Origin of the sequence: Cystobacter fuscus, from assembly GCF_002305875.1 — a bacterium.
GTDB classification, from domain to species: Bacteria; Myxococcota; Myxococcia; order Myxococcales; family Myxococcaceae; genus Cystobacter; species Cystobacter fuscus_A.
This window is the reverse complement of sequence record NZ_CP022098.1, coordinates 3,020,763-3,034,607: the sequence shown is the minus strand read 5'-3', so window position 1 is coordinate 3,034,607 and position 13,845 is coordinate 3,020,763. Positions and strand designations below refer to the sequence as shown.

The 13,845-nt window shown below is 65.4% G+C and carries 12 protein-coding genes; 6 read left to right on the top strand and 6 right to left on the bottom strand.

Going from position 1 to position 13,845, the window contains the following annotated elements; genetic code table 11:
* Positions 1-21 precede the first annotated feature (21 nt).
* Both CYFUS_RS12595 and CYFUS_RS12590 read left to right on the top strand, forming a co-directional pair.
* Entirely contained in the window at positions 22-1,212 is a 1,191-nt protein-coding gene (locus tag CYFUS_RS12595) for a cytochrome P450 (protein WP_095985434.1), read from the top strand.
* A gap of 113 nt (positions 1,213-1,325) precedes the next feature.
* On the top strand, positions 1,326-2,312 hold the full coding sequence (locus tag CYFUS_RS12590) for a S1 family peptidase (protein WP_095985433.1): 987 nt from the start codon (positions 1,326-1,328) through the stop codon (positions 2,310-2,312).
* Positions 2,313-2,377: 65 nt separating this feature from the next.
* On the opposite strand, the gene CYFUS_RS12585 is transcribed toward CYFUS_RS12590, so the two are convergent.
* Both CYFUS_RS12585 and CYFUS_RS12580 read right to left on the bottom strand, forming a co-directional pair.
* A complete protein-coding gene (locus CYFUS_RS12585) occupies positions 2,378-2,728 on the bottom strand; it encodes a hypothetical protein (RefSeq protein WP_332468354.1) in 351 nt (116 codons plus the stop codon).
* 149 nt (positions 2,729-2,877) lie between these two features.
* Positions 2,878-3,825 carry a DUF2381 family protein gene (locus CYFUS_RS12580; RefSeq protein WP_095985431.1) on the bottom strand — a complete coding sequence of 316 codons (948 nt, stop codon included), beginning with the start codon at positions 3,823-3,825 and terminating at the stop codon, positions 2,878-2,880.
* Between the two features lie 299 nt (positions 3,826-4,124).
* Here CYFUS_RS12580 and tnpC point away from each other — a divergent pair, with 299 nt between their 5' ends.
* Both tnpC and CYFUS_RS12565 read left to right on the top strand, forming a co-directional pair.
* Positions 4,125-5,624, top strand: a complete 1,500-nt coding sequence (gene tnpC / locus CYFUS_RS12575; RefSeq protein ID WP_095991971.1) for an IS66 family transposase — start codon at positions 4,125-4,127, stop codon at positions 5,622-5,624.
* Between the two features lie 475 nt (positions 5,625-6,099).
* The gene (locus CYFUS_RS12565; protein ID WP_095985430.1) at positions 6,100-6,888 is read left to right on the top strand and encodes a DUSAM domain-containing protein; all 789 of its coding nucleotides are present in this window, start codon (positions 6,100-6,102) and stop codon (positions 6,886-6,888) included.
* 194 nt (positions 6,889-7,082) lie between these two features.
* Here the strand turns inward: CYFUS_RS12565 and CYFUS_RS12560 are convergent, their stop codons facing one another.
* The 3 genes from CYFUS_RS12560 to CYFUS_RS50540 form a co-directional block, all read right to left on the bottom strand.
* Positions 7,083-7,571, bottom strand: coding sequence for a serine/threonine protein kinase (locus CYFUS_RS12560; RefSeq protein ID WP_095985429.1), 489 nt, complete (start codon positions 7,569-7,571; stop codon positions 7,083-7,085).
* Between the two features lie 2 nt (positions 7,572-7,573).
* Positions 7,574-8,485 (bottom strand): DUF2381 family protein, encoded by a 912-nt coding sequence (locus CYFUS_RS12555; protein WP_420042704.1) that lies wholly within the window; start codon positions 8,483-8,485, stop codon positions 7,574-7,576.
* 319 nt (positions 8,486-8,804) lie between these two features.
* Positions 8,805-9,047 carry a hypothetical protein gene (locus CYFUS_RS50540; RefSeq protein WP_157758404.1) on the bottom strand — a complete coding sequence of 81 codons (243 nt, stop codon included), beginning with the start codon at positions 9,045-9,047 and terminating at the stop codon, positions 8,805-8,807.
* Positions 9,048-9,094: 47 nt separating this feature from the next.
* Here CYFUS_RS50540 and CYFUS_RS12545 point away from each other — a divergent pair, with 47 nt between their 5' ends.
* Both CYFUS_RS12545 and CYFUS_RS12540 read left to right on the top strand, forming a co-directional pair.
* A complete protein-coding gene (locus tag CYFUS_RS12545) occupies positions 9,095-9,883 on the top strand; it encodes a DUSAM domain-containing protein (protein ID WP_095985427.1) in 789 nt (262 codons plus the stop codon).
* Positions 9,884-10,153: 270 nt separating this feature from the next.
* Positions 10,154-12,061, top strand: coding sequence for an ATP-binding protein (locus tag CYFUS_RS12540; RefSeq protein ID WP_095985426.1), 1,908 nt, complete (start codon positions 10,154-10,156; stop codon positions 12,059-12,061).
* Between the two features lie 6 nt (positions 12,062-12,067).
* Here CYFUS_RS12540 and CYFUS_RS12535 read toward each other — a convergent pair whose 3' ends face one another.
* Positions 12,068-13,678 carry an adenylate/guanylate cyclase domain-containing protein gene (locus CYFUS_RS12535; protein ID WP_095985425.1) on the bottom strand — a complete coding sequence of 537 codons (1,611 nt, stop codon included), beginning with the start codon at positions 13,676-13,678 and terminating at the stop codon, positions 12,068-12,070.
* Between the last annotated feature and the right edge of the window lie 167 nt (positions 13,679-13,845).

Sequence of the window (13,845 nt, the reverse complement as noted above, 5' to 3'; positions counted from 1 at the left end):
ACCTCTCCCGTGAGGCATCCCATGAGTGGACGCATCAACCTGCTTGCTCCCGAGATCCGCGCGAATCCCTACCCCGCCTACGCGGAGCTGCGCCGCAACGCCCCGGTGAGCCAGGTGGATCCCGGTGGACTGTGGGCCGTCTCGCGGCAGGAGGACGTGATGCACGTCTTCAAGAACCCCCAGCTCTTCTCCTCCCAGGGCTTCCGCCAGGCCTACCGCCCGCCCTGGATCTCCAACTATCCGCTGGCCGACTCGGCGCTGGTGATGGATCCCCCGCGCCACACGCAGCTGCGCGCGCTCATCAACCGGGCGTTCGGCACCCAGGTCGTCACCCGCATCGAGCCGCGCGTGCGGGAGTTCGCCCAGCGCATCGTCCAGGCGCTGCCCGACGGGCAGGAGGTGAACTTCGTGGAGCACTTCTCGGTGCTCATGCCCATGTACGTGATTGGTGAGCTGCTCGGGCTGTCCCCCGAGGTGCAACCGCGCCTGCTCAGCTGGGTGGAATGGCTCGGCCAGTTCACCGGCGTCGGCCCCGCGGACACCGCGCGCCAGGAGGCCGTGCGCGCCACGGTGAACGAGGCCCGGGGCCACTTCGAGCAGGTGCTGACGGAGCGCCGACGCAACCCCGGGGATGATCTCATCAGCGACCTGCTGCGCGCGCGCGTCGAGGGCGAGAGCCTGTCGGACACGGATCTGCTCGGCTTCATGTTCCTGCTGCTCGTGGGCGGCATGGAGACGACGATCCACCTGCTGAGCCACTCGGCCCTGCGGCTGCAGCTCCAGCCGGAGCTGATGCGGCAGCTGCGCGAGCAGCCCTCGCTCCTGCCGCGCTTCATCGACGAGGTGCTGCGCCACGAGACGCCCGCGCATGGCGTGATGCGGCTGACGAGCGAGGAGACGGAGCTGGGCGGAGTGCGGCTGCCCAAGGGCACGCGGCTGCTGATGCTGATGGGCTCGGCCAACCGCGACGAGGCCCAGCATCCGGATCCGGACCGCTTCGACATGAACCGCACCCAGAGCAACCTGCCCTTCGGGCATGGCATCCACTTCTGCATCGGCTCCCAGCTCGCACGGCTGGAGGCACGGCTGTCCCTGGAGGCGCTGCTCTCCCGCTTCACCCACCTGACCGCGGGCACCCAGTCCATCCAGTGGAACAGCTCGCTCGTCGTGCGCGGCCCCACGCGGCTGTCCCTCATTCCCCACGAGAACTGACGAGCACGGACGCCCCCCGGACGCCTGGCAGGCCGGCCCTCATCAAGCCACCCGAGAGCCGAGATCTGCCCCATTCCGCGGGCGTGGCCATGGTGTAGCCAGGAGGATGCCCCATGCCCGCCGTCGACACCGGCCTGTCCGCCGTCCGGGACGCCGCCACTTCCGCGCTCATCACCCTGGACATGCCGAACCGGCGGGGAGTCGGTTTCGTGGCCACCCCAGGAGGTCAACTCGTCACCAACCTCCACATGGTGGCCGGCTGCGAGGACATCTCCGCGCTGCTCGCCGACGGACGCCTGCTCCAGGTGGAGCAGGTCATCGCCTTCGACGAGAAGCATGACCTGGCCGTGCTCCAGCTCCCCGTGAGCAACGTGCCCGCCCTGCGGCTCGAGTCGGGGGGGCTGCTCCCCGTGGAGGGAGATCCCGTCTTCATCCTCCACCCCGCCCCGGGCACTCCCCCCTTCCTCCTGGAGACCCGGGTGCGCTCGGAGCAGGTCCTCGACGAGAGTTTCACCTTCCTCGAACTGGAGGCCATCCTGCCCGAGGACGTGTCGGGCAGCCCGGTGCTGGATGCCACGGGCGCGTGGATTGGCGTGGCCACGTGTGCCTTCGCGGATGGGCGGCCGGTCACCATCGTCATCCCCTCGCGCTACGTCCTGCCGCTGCTGGAGCGCACGGACGCCCTGCCCCTGTCCACCCTCGGCCTCGCCCGGCCCGCGGCCTCCCGCCAGCGGCAGATCCCCACCCACTCCCTGTCCATGCTGGAGGGGTGCGCTCCGGACGTGCTGGAGGAGGTGGCCTACACCCTCCTGCGGGCCATCCAGCTCGGCGCGCCCCTCTACAACCGCGGGGACGCGGCCGCCTGCCACCACCTGTATGCCCATACCGCCGAGCGCCTCATCCGCGAGCGCCCCGACTGTCCCGGCATCCAGGACGCCTTGCGCCACGGGTTGGAGCGGTGCACGCGGTTGCAGGGCGCGGACGCCTGCGCCTGGGCCCTGCGGGACACGCTCGACGGCCTGCTGGGCGTCATCGGCCGCTGGCTCCAGGCCCAGTCCGCGCTCGCCTACCGGGCGGCGCCCAAGGCCTACCTGCAATGAGGTCCCTCTGGGTGGGAGGGACCGGCTGCCGGGGTCGTTCAGGCGAGGTGTCCCGATGGGACGATTCAACGGAACGAGTCCACGACGAACACTCCTGACGACGAGAATTCGAGCACCGCCATTCCCGGTTTCGATTCGGGCAGTTTCTTTAGCTGGCCGTGCGCGAGCCTTGCCACCGCGCAAATCGGGATCGTGTCGCCATGTGGCGGCCTTGCCTCGTAATACCGGACGACGACCTGCGGGCCACCTGTCCAGACCCGTCCGTATAACCGTGTCGGTGCTTCAAGGGGTCCGAGAGGTTCGTTCAGCATGCTCTCGACAGGCCCGTCGTACAGGGTGATGGGGCTGGTGTCGGTCTGGTTCACATCGAGTTCAACGAAAGCCGAGTCCCCCGGACGCAACCGAAGAATTCGCATCGCATTGAGGGCCTCCTCCGAGCACTTCTCCGGTCCGGGGCTGCCATCCGGACGCAAGGGCACTCCCGCCGTTGGGCAACCCGTGGCCGCGAGAAATAGGAGGAGAGAGGGGCGGATCAGTGCTCTGGCCGAACGCATGAGCAACCCTCTTACTTTTTGAAGAGACTACGATCCAGCGTCACATGCGCCGCCATCATTCCGTCATGGCGAAAAATCCCCAGGAAAAGCTTGGTGGGGCCCTGTGGCGAATCAAAAGCGCTCCTATCCGCGACAACGGCGACATATCCGGTTTCGCCTGGAGGAATCACCTTTTTGTCCGTTCGTAGGGCAAACGGCCTTCCTTCGCCGACGAACAATGGGGGCTGGAACCCTGGTGGCAGCACAAACAGGCGAGCGTCCATCAATCTCCAAGGAGTGGAGGGGTCTCTGTTTGTCACACGAAACAGAACCGCCATTTTTTCCTTACCGTCGGTAAGAACAGTGGCTTGGATGTTCGAATCCTCCTTCTTGAAGATCCAGGCTTTACGGGCCACGAATGGCGTGAACCTCACCGCGCCTTGAGTAAGGAGCGCCGCGAGGGTGTGGTTTTCAGACGACCCCGTAAAGCTCTCAACCCTGAGCTGCTCCCAAAGCTCACGTTCCCTTTCTTTGTACTCCTCTAGTTGCTTGCGGAGTGCATCCGGGGCGTCCGGCTCCAAGAACACGTTTACCTGTTGGTCAGGCCATTCGCCCTCCTTCCAACTTGATCCGGAAATGGTAAAGGGCACTTCAGTTCCATCCGCGAGCCTCACCACCAACAGAAACCGGTCCTCGGGCTCAAGCGTTTGGACTGGCTCGATAAGTACTCGTTTCCCGGCACACACCACAGGCTCAAAGCGACCTTCCCAGCCCAAAATCTTCGTTCCTGCATCGGTACATGGTTGCTGGAACCGGAGAACGGTCGTCACGTCACGAGTCACGAATAACTGTTCGGCCCTCTCCTGCGGGTCGTTCCGAACGTAGACACTCCGGACTGAGGGGAAGCGTTCCCTCGCCATGGCCACAGATGCCATGAGGGCGAGCAGCAGGACAGACCGGGGAGGTAAGAAGTTCCGCATACAGTAGGCCAACCTATCCGATAGCGCGAACGAGAGTCCAGCCCCCTGCTCCTTAGCCCTTTATAGCGTCCTGAAAACGCTGGAGGGCATGAAGAACTCGAGTACCCGTTCACCGGGTTGATGAGCCCGGACGGGGATGAGCAACTCGAATGGGAGAGTCCGTCGACTGCTGGACGTAGTTGAGCTGACCTTGGGATGCGGTGGGATGGGTTGAGGTTTGGACAGGAGAGAGCCGACCGCGAAAGTGGGGCTGGACGCAGTGACGTGAGGCGTGGTGTATCAGTTCCATGTTGGAGGTGATGCCCAGAAACGCCCGCATCCGCATCGCGGAGCTGGAAGCACAAGTGGCCGCGCGGGATGCCCGCATCGCGGAGCTGGAAGCACAGGTGGCCGCGCGGGATGCCCGCATCGCGGAGCTGGAAGCACAGGTGAAGGCGCTCACCCGCCGAGTGGCGGAGTTGGAGGCGCAGCTGAGGCGCAATTCCACCAATTCCTCCAAGCCGCCGTCGTCGGACCCACCAGGAGTGCGACGCCCCCCCAGAGAGCCCACGGGGCGCCGTGCGGGTGGCCAGCCCGGCCACGAGTTCCACGAGCGGGAGCTGCTGCCGCCGGAGCAGGTCAACCGGGTCATCGAGGTGCCCGCCCCGGAGCGATGCCACAGCTGTAATGAGAAGTTGGAGGGAGGGCAGCGCGAAGTGCACCGGCACCAGATGGTGGAGATACCACCGCTCCAGCCGCTGGTGACCGAGGTGCGGTGCCACGCGGTGGAGTGCGCGCACTGCGGCACGCTGAACCGGGCGCTCGCACCCGAGGCCGTCGGACATGTGTTTGGCGAGCGCTTGTCGGCGATGGTGTGCCTGCTGGTGGGAAAGTACAGACTCTCCAAGCGGCTGGTGCGCGATGCGCTCTCGGACCTGCTGGGAGTGCGCTTGTCACTGGGCGCCATCGGCAACCGCGAGAAAGAGATGAGCGCAGCCTTGTCGGGGCCTGTCGCCCAGGCGGAGCAGTACGTGCGTGACCAGGACGCGGCCCACCTCGATGAGACGGGCTGGTACGAGGGAAAGGTGCAAGGGCACCACCGACGTGCCTGGCTGTGGTTGGCGGCCACCGCACTGGTAGCAGTCTTCCGAATCTCCTCGAGCCATGGCGGCGAAGTGGCCAAGGCGTTGCTGGGGGAGGATTTCGCGGGCTTTCTCATCACGGACCGGTGGAGCGCGTACAACTGGTACGAGACTGCCCTGCGACAGCTGTGCTGGAGCCACCTCACCCGGGACTTCCAGGGCTTCATCGACAGGGGAGGAGAAAGCGCCCGAATAGGGCAGGCGCTGATGGAGGAGCGCAACCGGATGTTCAAGTGGTGGCACCAGGTGCGGGATGGGACGATGTCACGTGAAGACTTCGCGCGACGGATGAGCGAGGTGGAGCAGGAGGTGGGACGTCTGCTCCGACAGGCCTCGGTGTGCGCCGAGGACGAGACGGCCGGCACCGCGGCGAAGATTCTCCAGCTCGAGGAGGCCCTGTGGACATTCGTCCAGGTGGAAGGCCTCGAGCCGACCAACAACTTCGCCGAGAGACTGCTCCGCCCTTGCGTCATGTACAGGAAGACGAGCTTGGGGACGCAGTCGCCCGAAGGCAGTCGCTTCGTGGAGCGAATCTTGACAGCCGTGACGACACTCGACCTGCAACAACGCAACGTGCTGGAGTTCCTGACCGACCTCCTCTATGCACATCGACGCGGGCTGCCATTGCCTTCCCTCCTCCCATTCTCGACTACCGCTCAGACTTTACCTCCGGCCTGAGCCGGTGAACGCGTACGAACTCGACTTCCTGCATCTTCTTCAGTGGGGCTCTATTGTGGGGGCTGTTCGCGTCCGGTTGCTCGGCCAGTAAGGCGCACTTCACCTGCTCCGATGGGTCGCACTGCATGACGAAAAGCCTCACACTCCTGGCGCAAGCGGCCACAATGGACTGCCGCCCCGGCGACTCAACGATGGTCTGCTGCATCAAGAAACACCCACACGACCCGGTAGGCGCTTGTGGGGCCACGCAATCCGAGGTTGAACAGGTGCTACGGGCTGTGCGCACCGGCTCCGATGTTGACGACTTCGCCAACAACAAGTCCCTTCCCGAATGGAAACAGGAGTGCATCAGGTACTATAACGATTGCATAAACGACCGCTGGATGGGCAATTGCCACGACTGCCTGCGCCGTTGCGAAGGGCAGCATGAATGGCCCGAAGATATGTGCAAACCCCGGAAATAAGGTGAGAAGCCGTGTCCGACGAAATCAACTGGGACCGCATTCGGGATTTGGCTCAGAGAGTACTGGAACATAGCGAGACGCTGGAGCTTTCGGAAGATACCCGGGCCCTGCTGAGCAAGAGCGCCCGAGAGGTGGCCATCAGCGCTCAGGAGGCGGAAGACGCCCTGCGTGATCTGCCCACTGCAACGACCTTGCTAAGGGAGATTCGCCAACGCATCCGGGATGGGTCGCACCGACTCAGCAGGGCTGAAGACCGGGTGGAGGAGTTTCAAGAGAAAGGGGACTTCAACGGAGCCGTCCACGTCATACGTGACGTGCTCGCCGTGGAGGTTGTCCCCCTCTACCGGAGGCATGCCGAAATCCTGCTCGACGAATTGACCGGGCTTGCAAACGTGTTCGCAACCGGGCGGCTCAATCCGAACCTACACGACCGGCAACAGCTCGCCGCCCTCTCCCAGCGCATCCAGCAGGGACACGCCCTGGAACTCACCGACGACCTACGCGCCCTTCTACGCCAGACCGCCCCCACGGCGGCCATCGGCGAGGCCGAGACGGAAGAATCCCTGAAGAGTCCGGATGGCGCCGAGGCCCTGATGGGGATGATTCTCTCTCGCTTCCGGAAGGCCCAAAGCCGGTTCCTGCGCTCGATGTACCGGATGACGAGCCTCCGGGACTCGGGTGACATCGAAGGCGCCCGCCAGCAGATGCGTGACGTGCTGGCCGTGGAGATCGTGCCGCAATACCGACGAATGGCCGAGGAGCAGCTAAGGGGCCTCGACAGCCCGCCCCCGGAGTCGTGACCGGCTCGGGGTTGTGAACTACCAGGGGGACGCGGCCTCATGCTACCGTCTGTATGCCCACACCGCCGAGCGCCTCATCCGCGAGCGCCCCGGCTGTCCCAGCGTCCAACAGGCCCAGTCCGCCCTGGCATACCGGGCGGCGCCCAAGGCCTAGCTGCAATGATGTCCCTCTGGCCGGAGCGCTCGGGTGGGACTCACCGGAACGAATCGACCACGAAAACCGACACCGCGCCATGTTCGAGGAGGGCGCTTCCCGGCTTGGACTCGGGCTTCTTCCGCATCTGGCCGCGACCGAGCCGAGCGACCGCGCAGATTGGAACCTTGTCGCCATCTGGAGGGTGCGCCTCATAGTACCGGACGACGACCTGAAACCCTCCGGTCCACGCTTGCCCGTAAAGGCGAGTTCCAGGTTCGAGCGTACCAAGCGATTCGGTCAAGTAGCTTTCAAGCGGACCGTCGTAAACGATGACGGGACTTGCATCTATCTGATTCGCGTCAAGGTGCGCGTCAGCCGCATCACCCACACGCATCCGCAGAATGCGCATGACCTCCAACGCTTTTTCGGAGCATTTCTCCGGACCGGGACTGCCATCAGAACGCAGCGACACGCCAGCAGGCAGGCAGGCAGCGATCAAAGGCAGCAAGAAAACAGTAGGGAGCGCAAGGGGCTTCTTCACAGGCATGGTCAATGCGTCTCCTTCTCCTCAACAATCCGATGATCCAGGAAAACAACGGCTTGCTGAAGACCATCGTGCCGGAACAACTCAAGAACAAGATGAACCGGCCCATCTTTCGAAGTAAAAGCACTCTTGTCCGCAACGACAGCAATATAGCCTGATTCCCCTGGCTGAATTTCGTCGCGACTCGTGCGTAGGGCAAGCTCCTTTTTCTCGCCTGTTCGCACAGACTCTTCGTAGGATTGCCTGCTGAGCATGGCCGATAGCTGGACTTCCTTCAGCCTCCATGGCACGTCCAACTGACTATTGGTCACATGAAACAGGACAGCCGCTTTCTGCATTTTCCTGGCAGAATAGATATAGATATCAACCACGGCGCCCCCAAGCTCAACACGCCACTTGCTCTCGCGACGAAATGGCGTGTTTTTCGCTTCGCCGCTGGCCAGTAGTGATGCGTAGGCGTGACGAGTAGAAGCTTGCTCTTTTCGGAGTCGTTCGTTTTCCTCTTCGAGCGTGCGCTCCCTGACGTAGGCATCTGCCAGTCGCCTGCGAGCTGCCTCCGGGGTCTCAAGGTCCAGGAACACGCTCACCTGATGATCAAACCGCTCCTCACGTGCCGTCACGGTAAAGGGCAGTTCTTTCCCGTCCGCAAGCGTCACCAGCAGGAGGAATCGATCCTCTGGTTTGAGATCCTGATGCGGCTCTATAAGCACTCTCTTGTCGACACACACCACAGGCTCGAATCGACCTTCCCAGCCCAGCATTTTCGTTCCTGCCTCGGTGCAGGGTTGCTGGAACCGGAGAACGGTGACCATCTCACCCGCGACATACACCGGGCGTACTTCGTCCCTTGGGCTGTTCGAAAGGTAGAGGTTCCGAGAGACTGGCTCGCGTTCCTTCGCCATGGCCACAGATGCCATGAGGACGAACAGCAGGGCAGACCAGAGAGGTAAGAAGTTCCGCATATCGCGAGTCAACCTACCAGATAAGGGGCGCGAGCGGCCAGCCTCCCGTGCGAGGGCCCGTCGTAGCATCTCGAAAAGAGACTATTCTAGCTTGGGCCGTATGAAACACTTGACTTCCGCTGTGTTCCTGGGCGCTTCCCTGCTTTGGGGACTGTTCGCGTCCGGTTGCTCGGCCAGTAGGGCGCACTCCACCTGTTCCAGTGAGACGCACTGCACGTCGAAGCACCCCACACGTTTGGCGCAAGCGGCCACGATGGACTGCCGCCCCGGCGACTCAACGATGGTCTGCTGCATCAAGAAACACCCACACGACCCGGTAGGCGCTTGTGGAGCCACGCAATCCGAGGTTGATCAGGTGCTCCGGGCTGTGCGCACCGGCTCCGATGTTGACGACTTCGCCAACAACAAGTCCCTTCCCGAATGGAAACAGGAGTGCATCAGGTACTATAACGATTGCATAAACGACCGCTGGATGGGCAATTGCCACGACTGCCTGCGCCGTTGCGAAGGGCAGCATGAATGGCCCGAAGATATGTGCAAACCCCGGAAATAAGGTGAGAAGCCGTGTCCGACGAAATCAACTGGGACCGCATTCGGGATTTGGCTCAGAGAGTACTGGAACATAGCGAGACGCTGGAGCTTTCGGAAGATACCCGGGCCCTGCTGATCAAGAGCGCCCGAGAGGTGGCCATCAGCGAGCAGGACGCGGAAGATGCTCTGCGCAGCCTGCCCACCGCAACGACTCTGCTAAAGGAGATTCGTCACCGTATCGGGGAGGGGTCGCGGCGACTCAGCAGGGCCCGAAACCGAGCATACGAACTACGGGACGCGGGCGATCTCGACGGGGCGCGGCAGCTCATGCATGACGTACTCGCCGTGGAGGTTGTCCCCCTCTACCGGGAGCAGGCCGAAACCCTGCTCGATCAATTCACCGGGCTTGCAAACGTGTTCGCAACCGGGCGGCTCAATCCGGACCTGCCCGACCGGCCGCAGCTCGCCGCCCTCTCCCAGCGCGTTCAGCAGGGGCACGCCCTGGAACTCACCGACGACTTGCGCGCCCTCCTACGCCAGACCGCCCCCACGGCAGCCATCGGCGAGGCCGAGACGGAAGAATCCCTGAAGAGTCCGGATGGCGCCGAGGCCCTGATGGGGATGATTCTCTCTCGCTTCCGGGATGCCCAAAGTCGATTCCTGCGCTCGATGTACCGGATGACGAGCCTCCGGGACTCGGGTGACATCGAAGGCGCCCGCCAGCAGATGCGTGACGTGCTGGCCGTGGAGATCGTGCCGCGATACCGAGAGGCGGCCGAGGAGCAGCTAAGGGGCCTCGACAGCCCGCCTCCGGAGTCGTGACCGGCTCGGGGCTGGGCGCGGGGGAATCATCGCCAGGAAGTAGCGAGGCCAGGTGCCCGAATCCGCGAGCTTTTCAACAGTGCTCATGGGCGGCCCCTGTCAAGGGCAACTCCCGGCGGGAGCCCTCCGGAGCCGACGCGCCGCGGCAACTTCCGGGCGCACGCTCGCTCGACCCCTCTCCAGGCGGATTCCCGCTCGTGATAGGACGGAGGGCGCGCGCAGCCAACGCGCCGTCCCCGAGGACGTCACCCTCCCCTCGAGAAGGATCGCATGAGGGCCTTGCTGGTTCCATCCGCGAGCATCGATCTGTCGTCCGTGGAGCTGTTGGTGCGCCAGCTCGGGATGACGCCCACCCGTCGAAGTGACGACGAGGCCGCCATCGCCGCCTTCCGCCAGTCCCCCTTCCCCCTGGTGCTCCTGGGGATGGATGACGAGGGAGACCGCATCGTGCTCGTGCGCGCGCTCCGGGCCTCTCCCAGCGGGGCCCAGGCCGCCATCCTGCTGGTGGCCCGCCCCGAGCAGCTCGAGGGGCTCGCGTCGATGATCGACGCCGGGGTGGACGACTTCCTGTTGCTGCCCCTGAACGAGACGGCGGCGATGCTCCGGCTGCAGTTGGCCGAGCGCCGCCTGGCCGAGCGGCCCGCGCCCCTGCCGGAGAACTTCGAGCTGGATGGGCTGTGCGCGGTGCTGCTGCGCGAGAGCCCCCTGGCCACCTGCATCACCACGCGCGAGGGCAATGCCTTCGTCGAGGTGAACGAGGCCTTCACGCGGCTGTTCGGCTACTCGCGCGAGGAGATGCTCTGGCGCACGGCGCGCGACCTGGACTTGTGGGAATCACCCATCGAGCAGGAGCGACTGGCGGCGCGCATGCGCGAGCAGGGCATGGTGCGCGGGGTGGAGTCGCGCGTGCGCACCAAGAGCGGAGAGCTGCGCGACGTGCTCGTCTACGTGGGCATCGCCGAGTACGCGGGCACGCCGCACATCGTCACGCTGTTCCCGGACGTCACCGAGCGCAAGCTGATGCAGGCGCGGCTGCAGCTGGCCGACCGCATGGCGTCGGTGGGCACGCTGGCGGCCGGCGTGGCGCACGAAATCAACAACCCGCTGGCGTACGTGCTGGCCAACCTCGGCTATGCCCATGGCGAGCTGTCGCGGCAGCTCTCGCGGGGCGCGCCCGGGGTGCTCCAGCCCGTGAGCACGGCGCTCGGCGAGGCGCTGCATGGGGCCGAGCGGGTGCAGACCATCGTCGGCGATCTCAAGACGTTCTCGCGCGAGTCGACCGCCGAGCAGTTCCACGCGGTGAACGTGCGCAAGGTGCTGGACTCCACGCTCAACCTGGCGGCCGCGGAGATCCGCCACCGGGCGAAGCTGGTGAAGAACTACGGGGAGGACGTCCCCCCGATCCATGGCAACGAGTCGCGCCTGGGCCAGGTGTTCCTCAACCTGCTGGTCAACGCCGTGCAGTCGCTGCCCTCGGATGGGGACGCGGAGCAGCACGAGATCCGCGTCACCACGCGCCTGGACGCGAGCGGTCAGGTGGCGGTGGAGATCGCCGACACCGGAGCGGGCATCGCCCCGGAGCTGATGGGCCGCATCTTCGATCCCTTCTTCACCACCAAGCCGCCCGGCGTGGGCACGGGCCTGGGCCTGTCCATCTGCCACAACCTCATCACCGCCATGGGCGGGGAGCTGCACGTGTTCAGCGACCTGGGCCGGGGCACCACCTTCCAGGTGCTGATGCCCTCGTCGCGCGAGCCCATCGTGCCCGCGCTGCTCGAGCCCGTGCCGGAGTACAGCGGAGGGCCGCGGGGCCGCGTGCTGGTCATCGACGACGAGCCCCTGTTGTGCTCGGCGCTCGAGCGCATCCTCCGGCCGCACCACGACGTGGTGTTCACCACGCTGGCGGCCGAGGTGCTGCCCCGGCTGGAGGCCGGCGAGCGCTTCGATCTCATCCTGTGTGACTTGATGATGCCGCGGATGAACGGGATGGACTTCCACGCGGCGCTGCACCGGCTGCGGCCGGAGCTCACCGGCCGGGTCATCTTCCTCACCGGAGGCGCCTTCACCCCGCAGGCGAAGGCCTTCCTCGAGCGGGTGCCCAACCGCCGGGTGGAGAAGCCCTTCAACGCGCGCACGCTGCTGGAGATCACCCGCGAGGTGCTCACCTCCGTGGGGTGAAGCCCCTCAGGACCACTCGAGCGGCGGGACGTTCCACTCCACCCGGTAGAGCGTGAGGGGCTCCGGCTTGCCCTTCACGGGAGTGGGAGGCAGGGGGGTGACGGACCAGTCGCGCTCGAGCCAACGCTCGAAGGTCGCCTGGCTCATGATGATTTGCCCCTCGGCCGCCACGGAGCACACCCGGCTGGCGACGTTGGTGGCGTCACCGATGGTGGCGTACTGCAAGTACTGCTCGGAGCCGATGTTGCCCGCCGCCACCCGGCCCGTGTTCAGCCCCACGTGGATGCGCAGCTCGGGCCAGCCCCGCTCGCGCCAGCGCGCGTTCAATCCCGCCAGGGCCCGCTGCATCTCCACGGCCGCGCGCACCGCCCGCGTCGCGTCATCCGGATGCGCGAAGGGCGCGCCCCACACCGCCATCAACGCGTCTCCGATGTACTTCTCCAGCGTCCCCTCGTGCCGGAAGACGATGTCCGCCATCACCGGGAAGTAGTCGTTGAGCAGATCCACCACCTGCCGGGGCTCGCGCGACGAGGACAGCGCGGTGAAGCCGCTGATGTCCGAGAAGAGCACCGTCACCTCGGTCTCGATCGTCTCCAGCGGGCCGCCCCGGGCCATGCTCAGCTTCTTGAGCGTGGCGGGGGGAAAGAAGCGCGCGTAGGCGTTGCGCATCACGGCCTCTTCCGCCAGCTTCTGCGCCAGCAGCGAGTTGTCCAGCGCGATGGCGGCCTGGTTGGCGAAGGCGGTGAGGAACTCCAGATCCTCCTGGCTGAAGCCGTCGGCGCGCGACAGGTTGTCCACGTACAACACGCCCAGCACCTCGTCGCGGGGCTTGAGGGGGGCGCACATGGACGCCCGGATGGACTGCAACACCACCGAGGCGGCGTCGTTGAGCCGGGGATCCATCCACGCGTCCGAGAAGAGCGCCGCCACGCTGTGGGTGCGCACGTAGTCGACGATGCGCTGGCTGTAGAACGCCCCCGCGGGCGCCTCGCCCGTGGACACCCGCGCCACCCGCGGCCGCAGCGCTCCGGTGGAGGGATCCACCAGCAGGATGGCCACCCGGTCCACCTCCATGATCTGGAAGACCAGGTCCAGGATGCGCTCGAGCAGCGTCTCGATCTGCCCGGGCGAGGACAGCAACTGGCTCACCTTGAGCAACACCTGGAGCTTCTCGTTGGCCCGGTTCTCGTGCGACGCGCGCTTCACCCGGAGCGCCGAGCCCGACGAGGACTCGGGGACGCGCTCGAGCAGCTCGTCCATGGCCGCGGGGGAGAACCGGGTGTTCAGCGGCTGCACCTGCGTGGGCGCCAGCGGCACGCTCCCCACCGGGGACACCAGCGTGAACCGCACCTCGCCACACCGGAAGGACTCGCCTTCCTTCAGCTCACGAGGCGTGAACTTCTCCAGACGCACTTCGTCCACCAACGTCCCGTTCTTGCTGTCCAGGTCCGTCAGCAGGACACGCGTCCCCTGGCGCTCGAGCCGCGCGTGCCGCCGCGACAGGCTCATGTGCAACACACACAGGGTGCTCTCCTGCGTACGGCCAATGGTGGTGGCACCTTCCGGCAGGTCCACGACCCGCTCGTCCAGCAGTCCCGGATTCACGATGAGCTGCATGATGAGTGCGGCATCCTAGCACCGGACCCCAGGCCACCCGACAAGTTGGGGTGCCCGCGCAGTGCCGGAATGCGCGGGGAGCCCACGCCGCTCAGCCGACTGTCCTCCACCCCACGGTCCTCGCGGAGCCCGTGTGTTTCCCTCGAGCCCTCGCCAGCCGAGGCACC

What these genes read in the sequence shown, in the direction of transcription:
- CYFUS_RS12595 (WP_095985434.1), top strand. Translation starts at nt 22, where the DNA reads ATGAGTGGACGCATCAACCTGCTTGCTCCCGAGATCCGCGCGAATCCC.
- CYFUS_RS12590 (WP_095985433.1), top strand. Translation starts at nt 1,326, where the DNA reads ATGCCCGCCGTCGACACCGGCCTGTCCGCCGTCCGGGACGCCGCCACT.
- CYFUS_RS12585 (WP_332468354.1), bottom strand. Translation starts at nt 2,728, where the DNA reads ATGCGAATTCTTCGGTTGCGTCCGGGGGACTCGGCTTTCGTTGAACTC.
- CYFUS_RS12580 (WP_095985431.1), bottom strand. Translation starts at nt 3,825, where the DNA reads ATGCGGAACTTCTTACCTCCCCGGTCTGTCCTGCTGCTCGCCCTCATG.
- tnpC (WP_095991971.1), top strand. Translation starts at nt 4,125, where the DNA reads ATGCCCAGAAACGCCCGCATCCGCATCGCGGAGCTGGAAGCACAAGTG.
- CYFUS_RS12560 (WP_095985429.1), bottom strand. Translation starts at nt 7,571, where the DNA reads ATGCCTGTGAAGAAGCCCCTTGCGCTCCCTACTGTTTTCTTGCTGCCT.
- CYFUS_RS12555 (WP_420042704.1), bottom strand. Translation starts at nt 8,485, where the DNA reads ATGGCATCTGTGGCCATGGCGAAGGAACGCGAGCCAGTCTCTCGGAAC.
- CYFUS_RS50540 (WP_157758404.1), bottom strand. Translation starts at nt 9,047, where the DNA reads ATGCTGCCCTTCGCAACGGCGCAGGCAGTCGTGGCAATTGCCCATCCA.
- CYFUS_RS12540 (WP_095985426.1), top strand. Translation starts at nt 10,154, where the DNA reads ATGAGGGCCTTGCTGGTTCCATCCGCGAGCATCGATCTGTCGTCCGTG.
- CYFUS_RS12535 (WP_095985425.1), bottom strand. Translation starts at nt 13,678, where the DNA reads ATGCAGCTCATCGTGAATCCGGGACTGCTGGACGAGCGGGTCGTGGAC.